This window comes from Peptoanaerobacter stomatis (genome assembly GCF_000238095.2).
In the GTDB taxonomy this organism is placed as follows: domain Bacteria; phylum Bacillota; class Clostridia; order Peptostreptococcales; family Filifactoraceae; genus Peptoanaerobacter; species Peptoanaerobacter stomatis_A.
The window spans coordinates 154590-175447 of the sequence record NZ_JH815225.1 but is presented as its reverse complement, the minus strand read 5'-3'; the positions used below and the strand labels follow the sequence as shown (position 1 = coordinate 175447).

Sequence of the window (20858 nt, the reverse complement as noted above, 5' to 3'; positions counted from 1 at the left end):
ATCAATCCCTAATTATCATATTCAATACTTCATCTATTTTAAAATGCAACTTGTCCAGTGTTGTGTTATTTTCAACTATATAGTCGCTATTTTTCATTTTTTCTTCTACACTCATCTGTTTTTCTATTATAAGTCTTGCCTTTTCCTCATCTGTATTATCTCTCAATATAATTCTTTCTATTTGAGTTTTTTCATCGCAATATATGAGTATAATCTCATCACATTTTTTATAAAGCATAGTCTCAAACAAAAGCGGTGCATCTAAAAAAACTGTTTTTTCATTGTTAAATGATTTTATATTTTTGTCAATCTCTTCAAATATCAAAGGATGTAATAACGAATTGAGTTTCTCAAGTTGCTTGCTGTCATTGAACACCATGTTTGAAAGTTTTTTTCTGTCTATTTCTCCTGATTCATCAATCACATTCCCAAAATTATCAATTATCACTTTATATCCTATATTGCCTTTTTTGGTTATGTTTCTTGATATATAGTCTGCGTCTGTTATTTTATATCCTTTTGATGATATATATTTGCTTACTTCACTTTTTCCGCTTGCAATTGAGCCTGTTATCCCTACTATTTTCATAATTATTACCTACATAATCTTAAAATTGTAATTTATGAATTTATGATATTTATTATCCGGTGTTATAACAGGAAACTCCAATCTCATCCATTTATCATTTAATATAAAATCATAGAATCTTATATTTATAAATTCATTATTACTAATATTATTGGAATTTACAAATATATGAGTATTATTGGTAGTAATATTTAAAAGTCTTTTTGAATTTTCATGATATATACTCACTGTTGGCTCTATATCCATATTTTCCAGTTCAAACAATGTATTATACACTTCATTTTTGTGTATTCTTCCGTAATGACTTTTAACTCCGTCTTTTATTGATCTTAAATACGAAAAATCAAACGGAGTATTTTCTACGCTGAGTTTCCTTATTTTCGCCTCTTTAGAAGATATTTGATAGAAAAATTTGCTTGGAATAAGAAGTCTGTGATTTAATATACCTTCTTCATCTTCAGGTCTTATGTTAAAACTCAAATTGTTGAATATGTTAAGCGATATGCTTTTTTCCGACTCTATTTCATAATCTATCAAGAAGTTATTTTCTTCGTCCAAGCTGTACTTTATAATCTTATTTATATTAAAACCGTTGCTGTGGAGCGTAGTAGATTTTAAACTGACTCTTATCAAATCTTTTTCTCTAAATGTCTCAAACTCATACTCTGAAATGTTTGATTTGGAAAAAACTTCCATATCATCCATAAATATATATTCTTTTTTGTCAAGCAACGAAGATTTATCAGATTTTATCATTATTATATTAGCATAATCAAACGAATTTTTGTCGTAAAGATTATCTTTTTGATGTTTTATTATATTTTCGAAGTTTCCGTTTGAATCAGGTACTTCAAATTTTGTTATAATCCCACAATAAGTCAAAAAAGCTATCTTTATTTTTTGAGAATTCTCTATTATTATTTCATTAGTATTTATATCACCAATTCTTATCGGTATTATTTGTATTTTCATCCGGTCACCTTGCAACCTTAATACTGACATTTTTTATGCAGTTTCTTTGTCCACTACTTTTTATTTCAAACTCGTCAAATGATGATATAAATTTAGAGAATTTATTATATCCATAGTTTTTTACATCGAATTGCGGCATCTTTTCCAATAACAATTGTGATAATCTTCCCATATCTACTGATTTTGACTCATTGTCTTCCAAAATAGTATATATTATATCCCTTATCTCGTTGTTTTCCTTTATATATGCTTTAACTGAATTTTCCTTTTTGACTATGCCTATTGAAGGAAGATTGGATAAAAATGTAGATAGTTTATAATATCCATAATTTCTCACATCAAAATCAGGATATCTTTTGAGTATGCTGTTACCTATTTCACCTATGTTCATATATTTGCTTGTATCCGATTTTTCCAATATTATTTTTAATATTATATTTTCTATGTCATCTATACTTGTAATATAGTTTTTATCAGATGATTGGCCATCTTCGATAGGCAATTTTTCCTTTATATCCATTTTCTCTTCATCGTTTTGTTCTTCTTCATACTCCACCAATACATCCAGATATTTAAATATACTGCAAGCATTTGTAAAAGGCTTTGGAGTTTTCTTTTCTCCCATACCTATGACAAGCATACCCGCTTCTCTCAATCTCATAACCAACCTTGTAAAATCGGAATCACTTGACACTAAACAAAAAGCCTGCACCGAATTAGAATAAAGTATATCCATGGCATCTATTATCATTGCGCAGTCGGTAGAATTTTTCCCTGTTGTATAGCTGTATTGTTGCACAGGATTAAGAGAGTTTTCAAGCATTACAGATTTCCAACCTGAAAGAGATTGTGATGTCCAGTCTCCATATATTCTTCTATATGTGATAGTGCCGTAGTTTGATGTTTCATCCAAAAGAGATTTTATATATTTAGGTGACACGTTATCGGCATCTATCAAGACTGCAATTTTTTTCTCTTCATTAAACATACTACACCCCTTAAATAATAGACTATGATTATAGTTATTTAATTTTTAAAAATATAACTCTTATATTATCACTGTTTAAAAAGTAAAATATTGAATATTTATATAGCCTTATTTATCAATATTTTTTATATCTAATACCGGTCGGATAAAATTTATATAAGTTGTTTATTTTAAGTATACTTAATTCTACTTAACTGATAAATTTTTGAAAACAAAAACATCCATTATTCTATTAACTTTTAGTATAACTGATTTGGCTGTATTAATATAATTTAAGTAAATATTTTTTGATAATGTTCAGTAAAATTTTTAAACAATTTTATAATTAAATAGCTATAATCATAGTATTATATCATACTTTTATTTATTTTTCCAATACAAAAAAACAGCCATACTCTATAATACAAAGTACTAATTAAAAATATGATGTAATTATACTGCTAAAAAATTATATTTTTTTAAATAGGTAAATATGTAAAAATCAGAAATTTTTATATTTTTTAATAACATTTTATATAAGGTGAATTGAATACTGTTCAAAAAAAATAATATCATTCGCTTTAATAAATTAAGCATAGTTTTACCATAAGAAAGGCTATTCACAAAACTATTTTACACTCCCGCAGAATATAAAAAGAGAACCTCTGCATTTTTGTATTAGAAGTCCTCTTTAATTTTTTTATTGTTTATTATCGTATTTTTAATTCATATTCTACAAAACTTTTTATCCTTTTGTCTATTTTTTCAAGTTCTTTTTTGTTTTTTGCTGCACTTTGATATTTTTCTTCGTCTGTTTTTCCTTTATCTTTGTATTTGAGTAACTTTTCTTTTTCTTTTGACAGTTTTCCAAATTCTTCTAATTTTTCTATTGCCTTTTCGTCTACTTTTTTAAATTTTGCATTAAATGACTTTGCCAAATTTTTTGAACTTAAAGCCATCATATCTCCAATCTTTGCAATATAATCAAGAACTCCTTCTTTTTCATGAATTTGTTCTAATGATTTTTTTAACTCTTCAAACTGTTTTTTTATCTTGTCTATTTCACTTTTAAAACGCTCAATATCTCCTTTTGTTATATTTCCAAAATGACTTTTAGAATCTGAAATTTTTGAAAAAAACTCCAAAAGAAAAAATTCGGCCTTGTTATTATTAATTGTATCTTCAATCGGTCTAACTACATTTTTGTCCATTACAATCTTAAACTCTTTATCGAGTGCAGACAGGTGTTTTTTTTGTTCTTCTCCTGTATAATTTTCCAATATGCCTTTTTTTAACTCTTGGTATTTTTCTTCCATTGCATTTATTGTTTCTGTCGGAGATATTATATATGCAAAATGAAAATCACACCTCCTACGGTGTAGATTGCCTTTTATCTCATAGCGTGCATTTTCTTCTACAGCACACATTTTATCACGATATTCTCTCGAAACCTTATCAAATTCGTCAATATAACCCTCAGAATCATAGATATCTCCCAAAAATATTATTTTTCTTCCTGCAGCTTTTTCAAATTTTGCAAAAATATCTTTTTGGCTTTGATCTTTTTTATCAAGCATTACATTGACATCATCTTGGTCGTTTTTTATCTTGTTATTGTTTACTGTGAGTATATGCACATTATTTTGACCGCTTATAGAACTTATCATATTCCCTCCTTGAAAATTATCCAAATTATTTTAAATCTTGTGGCATTTGAAGTTTTCTTGCATACCAATTCCACTCGGTATCTATTGCTTTTCCTGTATTTACATCTACATAAAAAGAATAATAACCTGAAGCTATCATTTCGCTTGGCTTTATATAATAAAATTCATACTCTCCCGTATTTAAATTATTATGAAAATACATATAAGAAAAACCTGTCATTTTAACTTCTATACAATCATCTGATTTAACATTTTGCGGTCCGCGGTATGTTCCGTTTTTATAAAAAGATTTATTGATCATAGTCATCGGAGATGTATCAACTTCCTGATTTCTTGTATAGTTAATACTGTATCTGTAACGCCAGTTCATATCCGCCTGTTTACCGTTTATATAAACGGCTTTGTCCGTGAGTTGCACTATTTTTCCGCTTTTTGTTGTTTTAAAAACAGGATTGTTTGATATTTTATCTGTAATTATAAACTCATATTCCGTATTTTCATCATAGCCTTGTGATGATGCTATCTTTATCAGGTATACTCCTTGCTGTAATGTTCCTGTTTTAAAATTGTTATTTTGAGGTTCAATATAAGCACCGGATACAAAATTCAGTGATGAGTCAAACAGTTGAACATAATATTTTGCACCCTCCGGAGCATTTTGTAAAACGACTTGATAGTCCGCCTGATTTGTTATTCGTGTAACATAATAGTCTTCATCAAACGGATTGTCTATTGAGTCTTTTAACAGTGTTTCCATTTCATATTCTTTTGCTTGATTAATTTTGTCATTCGGTTCATATTGTGAGTATTTTGTTGAGTTTGTTGCTATAAATGCGCAAGGCGCAGGATTTGTTGTCAAATCTTTAAGCATTACTCCTACAACGTATATGCCGGGTTCGCATATTGAGCTCAACTGTTCATAATTAGCTGCCGGATTTCCCGAACCGTCTACAAATTCCAACTGATCCGTTTGAGAATTGTATCTATATAAATATAAGTCGTAGTTTATACCCGCATCATTAGGAACGTCCATATAGACTGTTATTTTACCTTTTTGAGTTTGTTCTAAAAGATAAACTTGTAATTGTCCCGCTGTTGTAATATTGCTTGTTATTACTTCACCGAAGTTAATAATCTTAGTGTTTTGATTTTCTTCGCTTGCAGTTTCCGTGTTGTTGGTTTTCATCTCATCTCTTACAGAGCGAGTGCTGTACATTAAAGTTCTTTGTGTATTCTTTTCTTTTAAATTTATTTTTTCTTTTATTAATCCTGCAACTGTGTAATCTTCTTGATAAAATCCTGAATTCAGTTGCTTGACAAAATTATAATCTTTTAAATTGTCTTGTGCGTGGATCCGATTACTTGTAAAAGAAAAAACACCGAAAATCAACAGCAATGTTAATAGAACAGAAATTCTTCTTTTTAAATTTTTCATTTTTTTCTCCTTGATTTTAAGTTAATTATTCCAATAAAAGGTTATCATATAGTTTTTCATTAATTTATTATATTATGAAAATATTGATAAAATACTCAAAACAATAACTGTTACAAAAACAATTTTGTGCTTAATTACACATATAAGTTGCAATATCAAAACAATACCTGTATTAATTAAAGTAATCCCGGCTACGGTATCCGTGTTATAGAAAAAATAACTGAATATGCTAATTGCAATGAATACAAATAATATGAATGTCGTTATACGTTTATATATTTTCCTTTCAAGTTTGTCTAAAGGCTTATTTGATGATTCAATTGGAGAAAATAAAATTATTAAAATAGAAAATACAATTGTAGCGATAATAACAAATTTTATGTCTAAATATACAATTCCAAGTAAAAATAAAGCGATTATTTGTGCAGCGGAAGAAATAATTGTACATGTAATTTTGCTTTTTGAATGATATCCTCCTGAAAAACTTCTTAGAGAAATGAATTGTAAAATGAAGATCAATAGCTCTATTTTCTTTTCAAAAATAATTGCTATACTTAATGTAATAATAAGGTTTATAAGTAAAAAAGCCGCTTGCTTTATACCGAAAAAATAAATTTGTTCTTTATCGCTTTCAATTATTCCTTCTTTTTTTAAAAAACAGACTATTTTTTCTATAAAACTTCCATTCATTTAAAATTTCCTTAATTTTTTTACTTCCGAAGGCAGTTCTTCTTGATAGACTAAATATGTGCATGCTGTGTTCGCAGAGTAATAAGCTGTCAATAGAGCCAAAAAAGATATGCATATTAAAATTTTTCTAAAAATATATTTTAACATCGGTTCACCTAAACCTTTCTATATAATATAATAAATTAACTGATTTTATTATCGAAAATTTTTAATATATAATCAATAGAGTTGGAAAAATTGACACGATTTTTGGAAAAATTGGTAAATAATACTAAAACACATTTAAATTGAAGATATCTGCAATATTTTATTTATTGTATTATGAATACTATCAATGTTGTAAAAATACTTTTGTCAATTATTTCAAATTTACATATACCGTTATTTTTTTCAACTACTTTTTTTATATTTTTTATTCCGTACCCGTGTTCTTTTTCATTATCTTTTGTAGATTCATAGTTATTTTTTAAATTCCCATTAAACTTATTTTGTATATATATGATAAATTTACCGTTTTCTTCTTTTATTTTTAATATGATCTTTCTTTCAACTTCATCCACTTTTTTAGATGCTTCTATGGCGTTGTCCAATATATTGCCGAGTATTATCGTCATATCATAAGATGATATATGCAAGCCTGTAGAAATTGAAATGTCTGTAATAAATCTTATTTTTTCATTTTCAGCTAAATTTAATTTATAATTTACTATGCTGTCTATTATTTCATTTCCGCTTGATATATATTTTTCATTGTCAAAACTTATGTTGCTTATTTCGTTCAGATATTTTTTTAATGCTTCAATTTCATCTTTATCAATTAAAGAATTTATAACGGTCATATGATTTTTCATATCATGTCTGTATGATTTGATAGTTTCTTCGCTTTCTTTCATCAGTCTTAACTGATTTTTGTAAAAGTTATTCTGTTCTTCCACGACTTCTTTATTTTTTTTGAAAGTAATTATTTTAACTGTATTTATATACACTTTATATGTAATGACATTTATCAATAACAGCAGTATTGTGAGAATTGAAGTTTGAACCGGCTGTATTTTTTCAAATGAGTAAAATAATATGAGTAGAATTAATGATAAGAGAGGAACTGTAAGTAAATAATATTTTGTAAAATCATCTATTTTATTATTTTTTTCTTTTTTCACTTTTGCTAAAATCAAAGCTACTATATAGCTGAAAGCCTGCATTATAATCAAATCTGCAACTTGTTTTATTTCTATGTCTCTTGTAGGAATTATGTGAGCATATCCTAAAAAAGTCCCGCTAACAATCTCGGCAATAAGTAAAACAGTATCAATATATAAAGCATTAAAAGCTTTGTCAACTAAATCATAACAATAGTTGTTCAATATAATAAAAATAGCTGTATAGCTCGCAAATAGATTAAATATAGGTTTTTGGATTACTGTAGAAAAAAAAACGACTATTATATAAGATACTATATATCTAAGATAATATTTTTTATCATTTTCTTCTACTCTTTCATTTGATAAGGCATTGACCATTAAATGTACTATATAAATATAAAAAACACTTAAAAACGGCATAAATAATTTTGTAATCGGCATATTAACTCCTGAACATTTTACATTTGTTTTAATCAAAATTTTGTAAATAGTTTATTTTTTTCAAATTCCAAGACTTTATTTAAAAAAACGTCTTTTTTACTTCTACTTATGGCAATTCTTCTTCCGCCGTTCATAACAACCTCTTTACTGCCGTATTTTTCTATTTTTTCCATATTTATTAAATATGATTTATGAATTTGAACAAAATAAAATTTATCAAGTTCTTTTTCTATTTGATTCATATCTGCATAAAATAAAATTTCAAACGCTTTTGTTACCATTTTTATTTTCTTCCCGACAATTTCAAAGTATGTTATCTCATCAATTTTTTGAAAAAATGTATCCTGACCTATCTTGTACGAAAATGTCGGAAAAAATTTTTTACAAAGTTTCAGATAGTCTTTTAACTGTTTATGAATGTCTTCTCTTGTAAAAGGTTTGTCCAAAAAATTCATAGGTCTTATATCAAAAAGACTTCTGCAGTAGTCTTGTTTACCCGATATATAAACTATTTGCATATCATCATCCTGCATTTTTTTTCTTATGTAATTTCCTATTTCAACTCCGTTTATATCAGGTAATTCTATATCTAAGAAAAGCAAATCTATTTTTTCTTTTTTCATAATTTCATATAAAGTTTCTGCGTCATTTGCTATATATATTTCAAATTGCTCTTCAGTTTCTATGTAAAATTCTTGTATATATGTATTTATTTGTTCACATACATATGATATATCGTCACAAATTGCTATATTTATCATTAAACCATCTCCTCATATTATATTTATTATACATCCATTTAATCTGTTTTAAAATATAATATATTGATAATTTATACTGAACATTGTTTAAATTAATAATGCTCAAATTATTTTTCAAACAAAATATATTTGAGCATTATTAAAAAATATCTGTATTTAATTTGATAATAGAATAAATATGAAAAAAGTTTTTTACAACATAATTACTGCTATTGATAAAATAAATATGAAAATTATTATATTATTTTAAATACACAATTTTCATATTTTATCTCTATATTATTTTTTTATTTTTTCTAAAATATTATTCATATATGCTATTGCTATGCCGTAATTGGTTATGGGTATTCCTTGATTTCTTGCCTGTTCTACTCTGTTCATAACATATTTTTTGTTGAACATACAACTTCCACAGTGTATTATAAGTGCATATTCGCTTAAATCTATGGGAAAATTATTACCGCTTACAACTTGTATATCCAAATCGGCTCTTGTCTTTTTTCTAAGCAGAGCCGGTAGTTTTATACGACCTATATCTCCGTCAAGCGGGTCATGGCTACAAGCTTCCGCAATAAGCACTTTATCTCCGTTTTTTAAATTGCTTATGGAATAAGCACCTTCTACAAAAATATCTATGTCTCCTTTATGTCTTGAAAATAAAACGGAAAATGATGTTAATGCACTTTCTTGCGGTTTTTGCTCATATACTTTTGCAAAAACTTGTGAATCCGTTATAATCAATTTAGGAGGTTCTTTTAAGATTTTAAATGCCTTTTCAAGATTATCTGCCGTTACTGATATAACTATACATTTGTTGTCTAATAAATCTCTTATAGTTTGTACTTGTGGTAATATTAATCTGCCTTTTGGTGCTTGTATATCTTGTGGCATAACGAGCAGTACAACATCATCTTTTTTTACCAAATGTCCGCATATGGAGCTTTCTTTTATATCTAATGCTATGTTTCTCAATTCTTCTATTATTTTTTGTATGTTCTTTTTTTCTTTTGCACTTACAGATATAGCTCTAAGATTTATTTTTTCTATTTTATGTTGTAATAATTTTGTATTTTTATTTTCGTCTATCTTATTTATTATGGCTATTACAGGAGTTTTTTTGGCTCTCAGTTTTTCTATCCATTCAAGCTCTTGCGATATATCATCATCTGCAAATACTACAACTCCTATATCTGTACGTTCTAAAATATTTTCAGTTTTCTCTATTCTTTTTTCTGAAAGATTGCTGTCGTCATCAAATCCTGCCGTATCTATAAGCACACAAGCTCCTATTCCGGCTATTTCCATAGATTTAAAAACTGCATCTGTCGTAGTTCCTTTTATATCTGATACTATTGAAACCTCCTGATTGGCAATGGCATTTATAATTGATGACTTACCTGCATTTGTTCGACCGAAAAATCCTATATGAATTCTTTCTCCTCTTGGAGTTTCGTTTAAGCTCATTATTTTTTACCTTCTTCATTTCAATAAAATAAATTTTGATATATTAAAATCTGAAATCTCTTTTTCCTTCTTGCATCTGATGTATATAATCTTTTGCTTTTTTCTTTACAACTTCTCTTTGTATTTCTTCGAGTTCATTTAATATAACTGTTTCTCCTTTTTGCTTTGTGTCATTACTTGCGTAATCTATCAAGTATTCTTTAAGTGTCATAAGTGAGTTCGGCTGGCATACATTTACAATCTGACCTGATTTTGCAAGTTTCATAAATCTGTCACCTGTGCGCCCTGCCCTATAACAGGCTGTACAAAAACTTGGCACATATCCCAATTTTAACAGCCAATTTACAATTTCATCCAATGTTCTGTTGTCATCTACATCAAATTGTGCAGAATTATCCTCTTCGCTTTCTTTTTGCTCATATCCTCCTACACTTGTAGATGATGCTCCACTTATTTGTGATACACCTATTTTCAAAACTTCTTCTCTTGATTTTTGTGATTCTCTTGTAGAAATTATTATCCCTGTATAAGGTGCCGATATTCTTACTAATGCCACTATTTTTTTAAATAATTCATCATATATTGCATTGGGAAATTCATTCAAGTCTATATCATCTGCAGGTCTTATTCTCGGTATGCTTATAGTATGAGGTCCTACACCAAATTTAGCCTCCAAATGTTCTGCGTGCATCATCAATCCTATAAAATCATATCTGTATTGATAAAGTCCGAATAATACGCCTATACCCACATCATCTATCCCTGCCTCCATTGCTCTATCCATAGCCTCGGTATGATAAGCATAGTTATGCTTAGGACCTGTAGGATGAACTTTTTCATAGGTTTCTTTATGATAAGTTTCTTGAAAAAGTATATATGTTCCTATCCCCGCATCTCTTAACTTTTTATAATTTTCTACCGTTGTTGCCGCTATATTAACATTCACACGTCTTATTGCTCCGTTTTTATGATGTACGGAATATATTGTTTTTATACTTTCAAGCACATAATCTATCGGACATTTTTCAGGATCTTCTCCTGTTTCAAGTGCCAATCTTTTGTGTCCCATATCTTGTAGAGCTGTAACTTCTCTTATTATATCTTTTTGAGATAATTGTTTTCTTTTTATAGTCTTGTTTTTTAGATGATATGGGCAATAAGTACATCCGTTTACACAATAATTTGACAAATAAAGAGGCGCAAACATAACTACTCTTTTACCATAAATTCTTTCTTTTATTTTTTTTGCTATTGAATATATTTTTTCTAATACATTTTTATCCGAACATTCCAATAACACTGCTGATTCTCTATGTGTTATACCGTTCATTTTTTCAGCTTTCTCAAGTATTTGCTCTATAAGTTCAATATTACTGCCGTTTTCTTTTGCATATTTTATTGTATCCAATATTTCCTTATCATTTATAAATTCTTGTGCTTTTGATGATTTTGGATTATACATATAAACACCACCTTTTTATTTTTTTGATATTAATAATAAAAAATTACATTGAAACCTGTTTAAAATGCTATGTAACACCAAAAATATATTCAAATTTATACTAAAAATTAATAGAATAATGGATATTTTTAATAATTTATTGGCTAAGTAAAATTAAGTGTACTTAAATAAACAACTTATATAAATTTTATCCATTAATCAAACTAATATTGGTATTAGTATTATACTCGTATCACACAGGTATTCTTCCTAAATTTTTTATCTGTTGCTCTAAAATTTTTCTTTCTTTGTATATATCACTCACTTTTATATTTGACGGATATATACTGTAATACTGTTCATATTTTTGTGGGGTAACTTTCCTCATTATGACATTTGCTCCACATGAAAATATATTATCTTTTTCTTTTGAGTCTATAACTCCAAGTGCAGTAGTTGCAGGTAAGTGAGCTTTAGGCAACACTATTCTTGTAAGTGCTACCGCTCTTTTGGTAAGCTCTGTGCTTCCATTTTGCAAATCTCTAAGCGGTGTATCACTATGTGATATAAACGGTCCTATCCCTGCCATATCACAAGGTATGCTCGCAAGAGTAAGTATGTCGTTTGCAATGGTATCAAGAGTTTGAAAAGGAAGTCCTATCATAAAGCCACTGCCTGTATAATATCCGAGAGACTTTAGATTTTTAAGTGCATTAAGACGATTTTTAAGAGTTCCACATGAATGTAAATATGAATATATTTTTTCATCAGATGTCTCATGTTTTAATAAATATCTGTCCGCTCCACATAATTTTATATATTTATAGTCTTCATAACTGAGCTCTCCTGAGCTTACAGTTACAGCCATAGAAGTGTGTTTTTTTATCTGCCTTACAATATCTCCTATCATCTTAGCTGTGTAGTAGTTGTCTTCTCCGGACTGCAAAACTATGGTTTTATATCCTGCATAATATGCAGTTTTTACCGTTTCTAAAATTTCATCAACGCTCATACGATAACGTTTTACATTTTTATTTGTGGAGTTGAGACCACAATATTTACATTTTCTTTTACAGTAATTTGAAAATTCCAATATTGCCCTTATATCCACGTAATTCCCAAAATTTTCATTTCTTATATCATCAGCAAGTCTAAAAATCTTTGAAAAATCGTCTAATGCCAATAAATACGATAACTCTTCCCTTTTAAGTTCATCTCTGTTTTTTATCTTGTGAATTAAATTATTCATGCTTGTCTGCAACCTTAGCATAAATAGTTTTTGAATTTATGCCTTTTATCATTCCAAGCTTACCTGACAAAGTATTTATCTCGTCACTTGGCGCATCTACTATTATACTTATAACCCCTATGTTTCTATCTCTATATGGTACTCCCATTCTACCTACTATTATATGACTGTATTTATGCAACAAATTATTAAGTTCTTCTATGTAGGTATTATCTTCTACTATTATACCTATTATTGCCACTCTGCTTTGCATATATTCCCTCCAAGTCTTTCTATTATTTTAATACTAAACACTGTTGCAAATTATAAAACTTTTGAATTTTATAAAATATGTTTTTTAAAAAACACAAAATTTTAAAGTATATAATTATAATTTGACAAAAAAATATACTATCTGACAAGACGCACTCATCACATAGTATTGTGTAATTAACCAACTCAAATATTATATTTTTCAAATATTATAATATAAAATATTTTTAGTTGTAAATATGATGATATTGTCTTATATTAAGGATTTTTCCTATATAGCCAGAAACAATAATATTGTATATATATCTTTTTGCTTGATAATATATATCTTGCAATCAGATTTATAATAATTTTTTTTAAATACAAATTTCACTTTATTAATAAAATTTGAATTATCAAAAATTTTATATTTTTATTCTAATTTTTGTCTGAAATTAAATTATATTTTTAAGCATTAACAAAAATTTTTTTGATAAAAGATGTATTCTTAACTTGATTATATATAATCGTTAAAATAATTGTCTTTTTGTAAAAATATTGTTTTTAATATATCATATTCATCTTTTTCTAATGAAATATTGTTTTTAAATATAACGTAATCAAGAGATGAATAGCCGAAATATAATTGTGTGAAATCATATATATTTATACTAAAATTACATTTTTCTTCTGTTTTTTTAACCAAATCTTTGTATACTTCAAATTTTGCATTATTTTCTTCTATTATATCATCTTTTATTTCTATACAAAATCTTTCTTGTGAATTTAAGTTTTTCAGTGTACTTAATACATTTATAACTCTTGACATAATAAAAGGTTTTATCTTATAAACAATATTGTTGTCATTATCAAAATATTGCAGAAGATGTGAATTTTTACTCGTATGAAGCAATATATTTTTAATTTGTGTATAATGAGATTTCACTATATCAAGTAACTTGTCATATCCTGATTTCGAAAGTGAAAAAATTTCTCTTACAAACCCTGTTTTTTCCAATTCATATTTGGGATAAAACACCATATATGCTATAGGCTCATTATCAAAATATGCCAAATATACATATCCGTTTTCCAAATTTATCTCATCTATGAAATTTTTAAAATAAATCTCATCTCTTACAAAATATGCACCGAAATTTTCACAAGATTTTGAATATATATATATTAAATCTTTTAACAAACTCTCATCATAGGCTTTTACTTCAACATCATTACATCTTTTATTTTTTATTCTGTCAAGCGGTATATCAAGCTCTATCATGTCAGCGATGTTGGCATATCCGTATCTCGTATATATATTTGTGTCTATCGGCATAAGCATGGATACATCTTCACCTTTTAAATATCTGTCTTTTAGAGTTTCTTTTATCAAAGCGCTTACATAGCCTCTCCCTCTGTTTACAGCGTCGCATGATATTCCAACTATATATGCCGTATCTGATATGTTGCCGTTTATATCAATTTTATATGGATTTGTCATAAGAGATGATATTACAACATTATTTTTTTTCATAAGAAAATTATTTTTTATATCATATCTTTTGGTAAAATAATAATCAATATATTCATCAGTGTCTGTAAAGCAGTATTTCCATAAATTTTTTACAGCTTTTTTGTCTTCATGATTTGCAAAAGTAAATTCCATAATGAAACCTCAAATAGAGTATCTATTTTTCTATTATCACATATTTTTCTACTAATTCTACCGGATTATAAGAGAGTTTTGCTTTTCTCAAATTTTCTAATCCTAAATCATCTTCTCTGTTAACAAATTTTACATCTTCAAATTCTTCGCATAAAAATATCTTATTTATAGCCGGATATAGCCCTTTTATTTCAGGATTGGCTTTCTCAAGATGTACACAAACTGTGTCGTCTTTGAGCATATCAGCAAATGTGAACGCTTCAAGTTTGCCGTCTATATATATACCGCCTACTTTTGTATCTTTATGTTTTTCATAGTGTTTGAATATTTTTTCTACTGCCTCTTGCTCAATTACTATAGTATCATCTATAGTTTTATTTTCAGCCCATCTCTTCATAAGATCAAGTGCGTCATTGAACTGATCTCTTGTAGTCAACCTTTTATACTCATATCTGCCTTCAAATTCTTTTATAAATGAGTTGAAATGGTTCTTTTTTGCATGCAATTTTCTTCCTGACAAGGTTCTGAGTTTTTCCGCATCATACATATAATCGAAAGAATCTCTTTCTTTATATATGTTGAATCTTGAAGGATATTCTTCTTCTATAAATTTTGCATATTCTTCAGGCACGGCTCTCATGACTATCTTACTACTGTTAAAACATTTTGCGAATATTTTTTCAAGCTCTTGTAAATCTCTTTCCCATCTTTTTTTCTTGGATATGGGAACTATTGAAAAATATCCTTTTTCATCATGTCCAAAAACATACATTGTATCATCTTTTTCCATAACATGAGTGTTATATATATGTTGCCACATATAAAGTGTCATAAAACTATATTCACATGCCTTATAATCTACAAGGTCAAAATAGCTTTTCATCATATCTTTTTGTGAAAGATCTATAATCTGATAATCACACATACACTTACTGTCAAAAATAATAATCCCTCCATAACTGTTTTCAATTTATAATCTATACAAGAAAATAAATTAAAAACTGAAAATACTTTATTTTTCATACCCAAATATAACAAATTTATATCAAAAAATATTAATACAATAAATTAAAATTCGAACAATTTTTTATTGAAAAATTTCTATAAAATATTATACTATAAAATGATTGATTGTAATAGAATAAAAATAATTTTATAATAAAGAGGTTATTATGTTTGAAACTATTCATTATGAAGATACTCTGAATATAAACAAGACCAAATTATACATAGATTGTAGAAGCCCATCGGAATTTAATCATTCAAGCATACCACATGCTATAAACATCCCTGTTTTATTAGACGATGAAAGAGAAATTGTCGGCACTTTATACAAAAACGGGGAACTTGAACAAGCTAAAATAGTAGGAGTAACAGCCATATCAAAAAGATTGCCTGATATATTCACACAAATAATAGAATTAAAAACAAATTATGATGAATTATATTTCTTTTGTTCAAGAGGAGGTTATAGAAGCTCAGCACTTGTAAATATGTTGCTTGGAGTAGGTGTAAAATGTCATAAAATATCAGGCGGATATAAGTCTTACAGAAAATATGTCAATGAACACTTAGAAAATCTGATTTCCAATGTAAAGCTCATAACTTTATACGGTTATACCGGCACAGGTAAAACCTCTATATTAAACGAACTGCAAAATATGGGATATAACGTGTTAAACCTTGAAAAATATGCCAATCACAGAGGTTCATTGCTTGGTTCTATAGGCAAATCTGAACCTTTTTCACAAAAAAAATTTGAATCTTTGCTGTTTGAAGATTTAAAAAAATTTGAAAATTCATATGCTTTTGCCGAAGGAGAATCAAAAAGGATAGGTAATATAATACTCCCTGCATCTTTATATACAAAATTAAGAGCAAGCACAAAAATTTTGATAAATTCAGATATGGATTTTAGAATAAACGAAATAAAGACACAATACCTTGTGGACTTTGAAAATGATAAAGAACTTATTGAAAAAACCGTAAAAAAATTAGAAAAATATATATCTGAATCAAGAATAAATATGTATATGGATTTTCTAAAAAATAATAATTTTAATGATTTGATACAAGATTTATGCGAAAATTACTATGATAGAAATTATAAATTACCGAAAGAAAATTTTACAAAAATATATAACAATAATAATTCCATTGAAATTGCAAAGCAAATTGCAAAAGATTTCGAAGAATATTTTGCATAAAAAAACTCTAATATCAATAAAAATTTTTATTGGTATTAGAGTTTTTTTGTTAATGACAACCGCTACAAGAACCGCAACTTCCTGCTTCCGCTACTATTTGTGGTTTTACATATAATCCGTGAAAACTGTCTTCTTCAAGATATTGTATCTCAAAACCTCCAAATTCTTCCATAAGGGCTTTATCCGCCACATATTTTATACCGTCAAACTCTGTTGCATAGTCATTTGATTTTTCTTCGTCTTTAGCTATGTTGAACATAGGTCCATGACAAGCCATTCCTGATATAAATATTCTTATAGTATCTGCATTTATGCTCATAGATGATAGTATACTTTTCAATTCATCTGAGGCTTTTTTGTCAATGCTTATAACGTTCTCCATATTATCCTCCCAAAAACATATATTTTTATTTAGAATACATAAAATACAAGAACAGGTAAACTATAAATAAAGTGAATTAAAATTCAACAAATTCATTAAAATATCTCCTCGTATTTTACAATATTCAATTAAATTTAAAAATCTATTGTACACAATATTTATACACATTTTATTTTAATGATAAACATTATTATAAAACATTTATTTTACATCGTATTTATCTCTTAACTGATTTATTTTATTTACATATGCTTCTTGTTGTTTCTTTGCAAGCAATGTATGTCTTAACTCATCTTTTACTTCTTCAAATTCTTTTTTCTCTTCTGTATTTTTATCAGTAAGCTTTATAATATGATATCCGAACTGTGTCTTTACAGGTTTTGATACATCTCCTATATTTAGAGAAAAAGCTGCATCTTCAAATTCTTTTACCATTTGACCTTTGCCGAAAAATCCAAGATCTCCACCTTGTCTTGAGGATGGGCAAGTAGAGTTTGCTTTTGCAACTTCAGCAAAATCTGCTCCGTTAATTATTTTTTCATATAATTCTTCAGCTTTTTCTAAATCTCCTACCAATATATGACTTGCCTCTACTGTTTCCATTTTTCCAAAAGAATCTTGATTTTCATCATAAAACTCTCTGATTTCTTCATCTGTAACATCCACACTTTCAAGCAATTTTTTTATCATATATTGTGATATGAAATTATCTTTCATAGATTCGAATTCAAATTTGAACTCATCTTTTTCAACTTCTCCTGTATCTTTTGCATCAAGAGCCATAAGCTTTTGATTTACAAGCTCTTGTAATAGATAAAATTCTCCCTGTGCTCCTGAAAACTGAGAAAGAAGTCTTTTATCCATACTTTTTTTCATATAATTCACATCTCTTTGTGTTATATCTAAATCTCCAATTTTTGCTAATACTGCATTTTCATTCATTTAACAACAATTAAGCAATCTGTTATTGCTTATCCTCCTTTTTTTAGTTTAAGTATACTATAATATAATTTTTTTATAATTTCAAGATATAATTTTTTACTTATTCACTACATTTATAGGTTTGCCTGATACATACGCCTTCAAATTTTCTTCTAATATATCTATCAATTTTTTTCGTGTTTCATATGCTGCCCAAGCTATGTGCGGTGTCATTGTAATATTTTTTGCCTTTAACAATATATTATCTTTTTCCATAGGCTCTTTCGTTAACACATCAAGACAAGCATGAGAAATCTTACCGCTTTCAAGTGCATTGTAAAGTGCTTTTTCATCTACGATTCCTCCTCTTGAAGTATTTACAAAAACTACTCCGTCTTTCATCTTTGATATGCTTTCTTCATTTATAAGCTTAGCTGTCTGTTGGTTTAGTGGCGTATGTACTGTTATTATATCTGAATTTGCAAGCAAATAATCAAGACTGACAAATTTTTTGTCCGATGTATCCTGAGTTCTTCTATGCACAAGAACATTCATATCAAAAACTATCGCTTTTTTCTCAACAGCTTTAGCTATGTCACCATATCCTATTATTCCTATTGTTTTTTCTGCCAAATTATGTGTAGTATGCTTAAAAAATGTGAATATCTTTGAATTTATCCACTCACCTTCTTTAATTGCAACATCATAGTCATGCAGATTATAAAAAACGTCCAATAAGAATGCAAAAACCATTTCTGATACGTTATTCGATGCATAGCTTGGTATATTGCTTACTATAATATTTTTTTCTTTACAGTATTGTACATCTATATTATTATAGCCTGTTGCAAGTTCTCCTACAAACTTTAAATTTGGACAACTGTCTATAACATTCTTATCTATTTCGCACTTATTTGTAAAAACGGCTTCAGCATCTCCAATCCTACTTACAACCTCTTCAGGTGATGTAAAATCATAAATTGACGCATCATAATCTTTTAAGAAATCAAAAGACAAGTCATTATAAACTATAGAATAAGCATCCAAAACAACTATTTTCATAATACACTCTCCAATCTTCAAATACAATATCCAATACTAAATCCATTTTAAAATGCTATATGACAGCCATAGTATAAGGCTAATAAAAATATCTGTGTTATTAGTCTTTTAATCAACTTTTATACACTTAGCTTATACTAATAGTAAAATCCAATAAAATGATAGAAAAAAGTGTTTTGTAAATTTAATAAAATACAACCGTATTTATAGATTTATTAATATACATTATCTATTATTCTATTAGAAATTAGTATAATACAATTTATATTATACATCAAAAACTAAAATTAGTACAAAAAAATATAGCCAATAAATTGACTATATTTTATAAATTACACTTCTATTGTATTTGTTATATCCTCTTGGGATAAATTTTTGTCCAAATCAGATTGTTTGTTCTCGACGTCTCTTATTATCATTTCAGATATACCAAGCGGTGATGTCTTTGACATTTGCTCAGCTAATCTTTCAAACATAAAATCTGTCATTATGTCCTTTCCGGGAGCTTTATTTTTTTCGTCATCTTCCTTGAACATAAGTTTTTTGCTCTGTTTTAAAAATACTTTTAAAAATTCTGCCTCCATACCTTGTGCAGCCTCTTTAAGTTTTTTCTTATCAAGCGTATTTATTTTTTCTTGAGATATATTCAAGTTTGAATTTGATATATATGGTTGATATGACGTATCTATATTCATAATAAACCTCTTTATACTATAAGTTTAATTATCTCTTTAATTGATTTACCGTATTAAGCATATCATCCGCTGTTTGTACTGATTTTGAATTTATTTCATATGCTCTTTGCGCTGTTATCATTCTAACCATTTCATCCACAAGCTGTACATTCGACATTTCTAAATATCCTTGATATATTTTAGTTTCTCTTGTTTCGTCTTCTTCTTGTACAGGCTGTCCTGAGTTATCTGTCGGAACAAAAAAGTTATCTCCTACTGCTTTTAATCCTTCAGGATTTACAAAAGTAACTATTTTTATCTGTCCTAATGATAAAGTTTCTCCTTCAAGGCTTTTAGCAGTAACAGTTCCATTTTGACTTACGGAAAATTCTTTGCTGTTTTCAGGCAATTGTATATATCCGTCATCTGTCGTGAGTACTTTTTCCCCTTGTGAAGTTACAAGTGTCAACTGACCGTCTTCAACTGAAAATTTAAAATTACCGTCTCTTGTATAATATCTGTTGTTTTCATTTCCGGCATCATTCGGATTTTCCACTACAAAAAATCCTGTTCCTTGAACTATTGCCAAATCAGTAGGATTTTCTGTTCTTTCTGCACTTCCTGTAATAAACTTTCTTGATGTTGCAACCGGCATAACACCGTGACCTATTTGTAAATTCACAGGTTGACCTAATTGAACATCATTGCTTACAGGACTTGAATAAGTATATAATAAGTCTTTAAACTCTGTTTTTTGTGCTTTATAACCTGTTGTATTGACGTTAGAAATATTATGTGCTATTACGTCCATATTAGTCTGTTGTGCTTTCATTCCACTTGCAGCGGTCCACAAAGCTCTCATAAACTACCTCCAAAAATCTATATCAAAAAATATAT

Annotated in this window: 21 protein-coding genes; 1 reads left to right on the top strand and 20 read right to left on the bottom strand. The window is 27.8% G+C overall.

Annotated elements, in window-relative coordinates; genetic code table 11:
- Position 1 precedes the first annotated feature (1 nt).
- From coaE to HMPREF9630_RS00665, 15 genes are all read right to left on the bottom strand, one after another.
- On the bottom strand, positions 2-589 hold the full coding sequence (gene coaE / locus HMPREF9630_RS00730; RefSeq protein ID WP_009526632.1) for a dephospho-CoA kinase: 588 nt from the start codon (positions 587-589) through the stop codon (positions 2-4).
- A gap of 9 nt (positions 590-598) precedes the next feature.
- On the bottom strand, positions 599-1561 hold the full coding sequence (locus HMPREF9630_RS00725) for an aldose epimerase family protein (RefSeq protein ID WP_009526631.1): 963 nt from the start codon (positions 1559-1561) through the stop codon (positions 599-601).
- Positions 1562-1565: 4 nt separating this feature from the next.
- Complete coding sequence (locus HMPREF9630_RS00720) at positions 1566-2549, bottom strand: NYN domain-containing protein (protein ID WP_009526630.1); 984 nt, start codon at positions 2547-2549, stop codon at positions 1566-1568.
- A 689-nt stretch (positions 2550-3238) separates the two neighbouring features.
- The gene (locus HMPREF9630_RS00715; protein ID WP_009526629.1) at positions 3239-4195 is read right to left on the bottom strand and encodes a hypothetical protein; all 957 of its coding nucleotides are present in this window, start codon (positions 4193-4195) and stop codon (positions 3239-3241) included.
- A 25-nt stretch (positions 4196-4220) separates the two neighbouring features.
- A complete protein-coding gene (locus HMPREF9630_RS00710; RefSeq protein WP_009526628.1) occupies positions 4221-5630 on the bottom strand; it encodes a hypothetical protein in 1410 nt (469 codons plus the stop codon).
- Positions 5631-5702: 72 nt separating this feature from the next.
- Positions 5703-6320, bottom strand: coding sequence for an accessory gene regulator B family protein (locus HMPREF9630_RS00705; RefSeq protein WP_009526627.1), 618 nt, complete (start codon positions 6318-6320; stop codon positions 5703-5705).
- Positions 6321-6467 carry a cyclic lactone autoinducer peptide gene (locus HMPREF9630_RS10140; RefSeq protein ID WP_081580839.1) on the bottom strand — a complete coding sequence of 49 codons (147 nt, stop codon included), beginning with the start codon at positions 6465-6467 and terminating at the stop codon, positions 6321-6323. It abuts the gene before it with no gap.
- Between the two features lie 164 nt (positions 6468-6631).
- Positions 6632-7903, bottom strand: a complete 1272-nt coding sequence (locus HMPREF9630_RS00700; RefSeq protein WP_009526626.1) for a sensor histidine kinase — start codon at positions 7901-7903, stop codon at positions 6632-6634.
- Positions 7904-7935: 32 nt separating this feature from the next.
- On the bottom strand, positions 7936-8664 hold the full coding sequence (locus HMPREF9630_RS00695) for a LytR/AlgR family response regulator transcription factor (RefSeq protein WP_009526625.1): 729 nt from the start codon (positions 8662-8664) through the stop codon (positions 7936-7938).
- A gap of 279 nt (positions 8665-8943) precedes the next feature.
- Positions 8944-10128 (bottom strand): [FeFe] hydrogenase H-cluster maturation GTPase HydF, encoded by a 1185-nt coding sequence (gene hydF, locus HMPREF9630_RS00690; RefSeq protein ID WP_009526624.1) that lies wholly within the window; start codon positions 10126-10128, stop codon positions 8944-8946.
- 43 nt (positions 10129-10171) lie between these two features.
- On the bottom strand, positions 10172-11590 hold the full coding sequence (gene hydG, locus HMPREF9630_RS00685; protein WP_009526623.1) for a [FeFe] hydrogenase H-cluster radical SAM maturase HydG: 1419 nt from the start codon (positions 11588-11590) through the stop codon (positions 10172-10174).
- Between the two features lie 232 nt (positions 11591-11822).
- Positions 11823-12818, bottom strand: coding sequence for a [FeFe] hydrogenase H-cluster radical SAM maturase HydE (gene hydE / locus HMPREF9630_RS00680; RefSeq protein ID WP_009526622.1), 996 nt, complete (start codon positions 12816-12818; stop codon positions 11823-11825).
- A complete protein-coding gene (locus tag HMPREF9630_RS00675) occupies positions 12811-13071 on the bottom strand; it encodes a TM1266 family iron-only hydrogenase system putative regulator (RefSeq protein ID WP_009526621.1) in 261 nt (86 codons plus the stop codon). Before HMPREF9630_RS00675 ends, hydE begins: the two co-directional genes overlap by 8 nt.
- A 495-nt stretch (positions 13072-13566) precedes the next feature.
- Complete coding sequence (locus tag HMPREF9630_RS00670) at positions 13567-14715, bottom strand: GNAT family N-acetyltransferase (protein WP_009526620.1); 1149 nt, start codon at positions 14713-14715, stop codon at positions 13567-13569.
- 22 nt (positions 14716-14737) lie between these two features.
- A complete protein-coding gene (locus HMPREF9630_RS00665) occupies positions 14738-15640 on the bottom strand; it encodes a DUF2156 domain-containing protein (protein ID WP_009525944.1) in 903 nt (300 codons plus the stop codon).
- Positions 15641-15887: 247 nt separating this feature from the next.
- Here HMPREF9630_RS00665 and mnmH point away from each other — a divergent pair, with 247 nt between their 5' ends.
- Positions 15888-16922, top strand: a complete 1035-nt coding sequence (mnmH, locus tag HMPREF9630_RS00660; protein WP_009526619.1) for a tRNA 2-selenouridine(34) synthase MnmH — start codon at positions 15888-15890, stop codon at positions 16920-16922.
- A gap of 49 nt (positions 16923-16971) precedes the next feature.
- Here mnmH and HMPREF9630_RS00655 read toward each other — a convergent pair whose 3' ends face one another.
- From HMPREF9630_RS00655 to flgG, 5 genes are all read right to left on the bottom strand, one after another.
- Complete coding sequence (locus HMPREF9630_RS00655; protein ID WP_009526618.1) at positions 16972-17304, bottom strand: heme biosynthesis protein HemY; 333 nt, start codon at positions 17302-17304, stop codon at positions 16972-16974.
- Between the two features lie 201 nt (positions 17305-17505).
- Positions 17506-18246: a peptidylprolyl isomerase gene (locus HMPREF9630_RS00650; protein WP_009526617.1), complete on the bottom strand. Its 741-nt coding sequence runs from the start codon at positions 18244-18246 to the stop codon at positions 17506-17508.
- Positions 18247-18342: 96 nt separating this feature from the next.
- Entirely contained in the window at positions 18343-19287 is a 945-nt protein-coding gene (locus HMPREF9630_RS00645; RefSeq protein WP_009526616.1) for a D-2-hydroxyacid dehydrogenase, read from the bottom strand.
- 332 nt (positions 19288-19619) lie between these two features.
- Complete coding sequence (locus HMPREF9630_RS00640; protein WP_009526615.1) at positions 19620-19982, bottom strand: rod-binding protein; 363 nt, start codon at positions 19980-19982, stop codon at positions 19620-19622.
- A 28-nt stretch (positions 19983-20010) separates the two neighbouring features.
- Positions 20011-20823: a flagellar basal-body rod protein FlgG gene (gene flgG, locus HMPREF9630_RS00635; protein ID WP_009526614.1), complete on the bottom strand. Its 813-nt coding sequence runs from the start codon at positions 20821-20823 to the stop codon at positions 20011-20013.
- Positions 20824-20858: the final 35 nt, after the last annotated feature.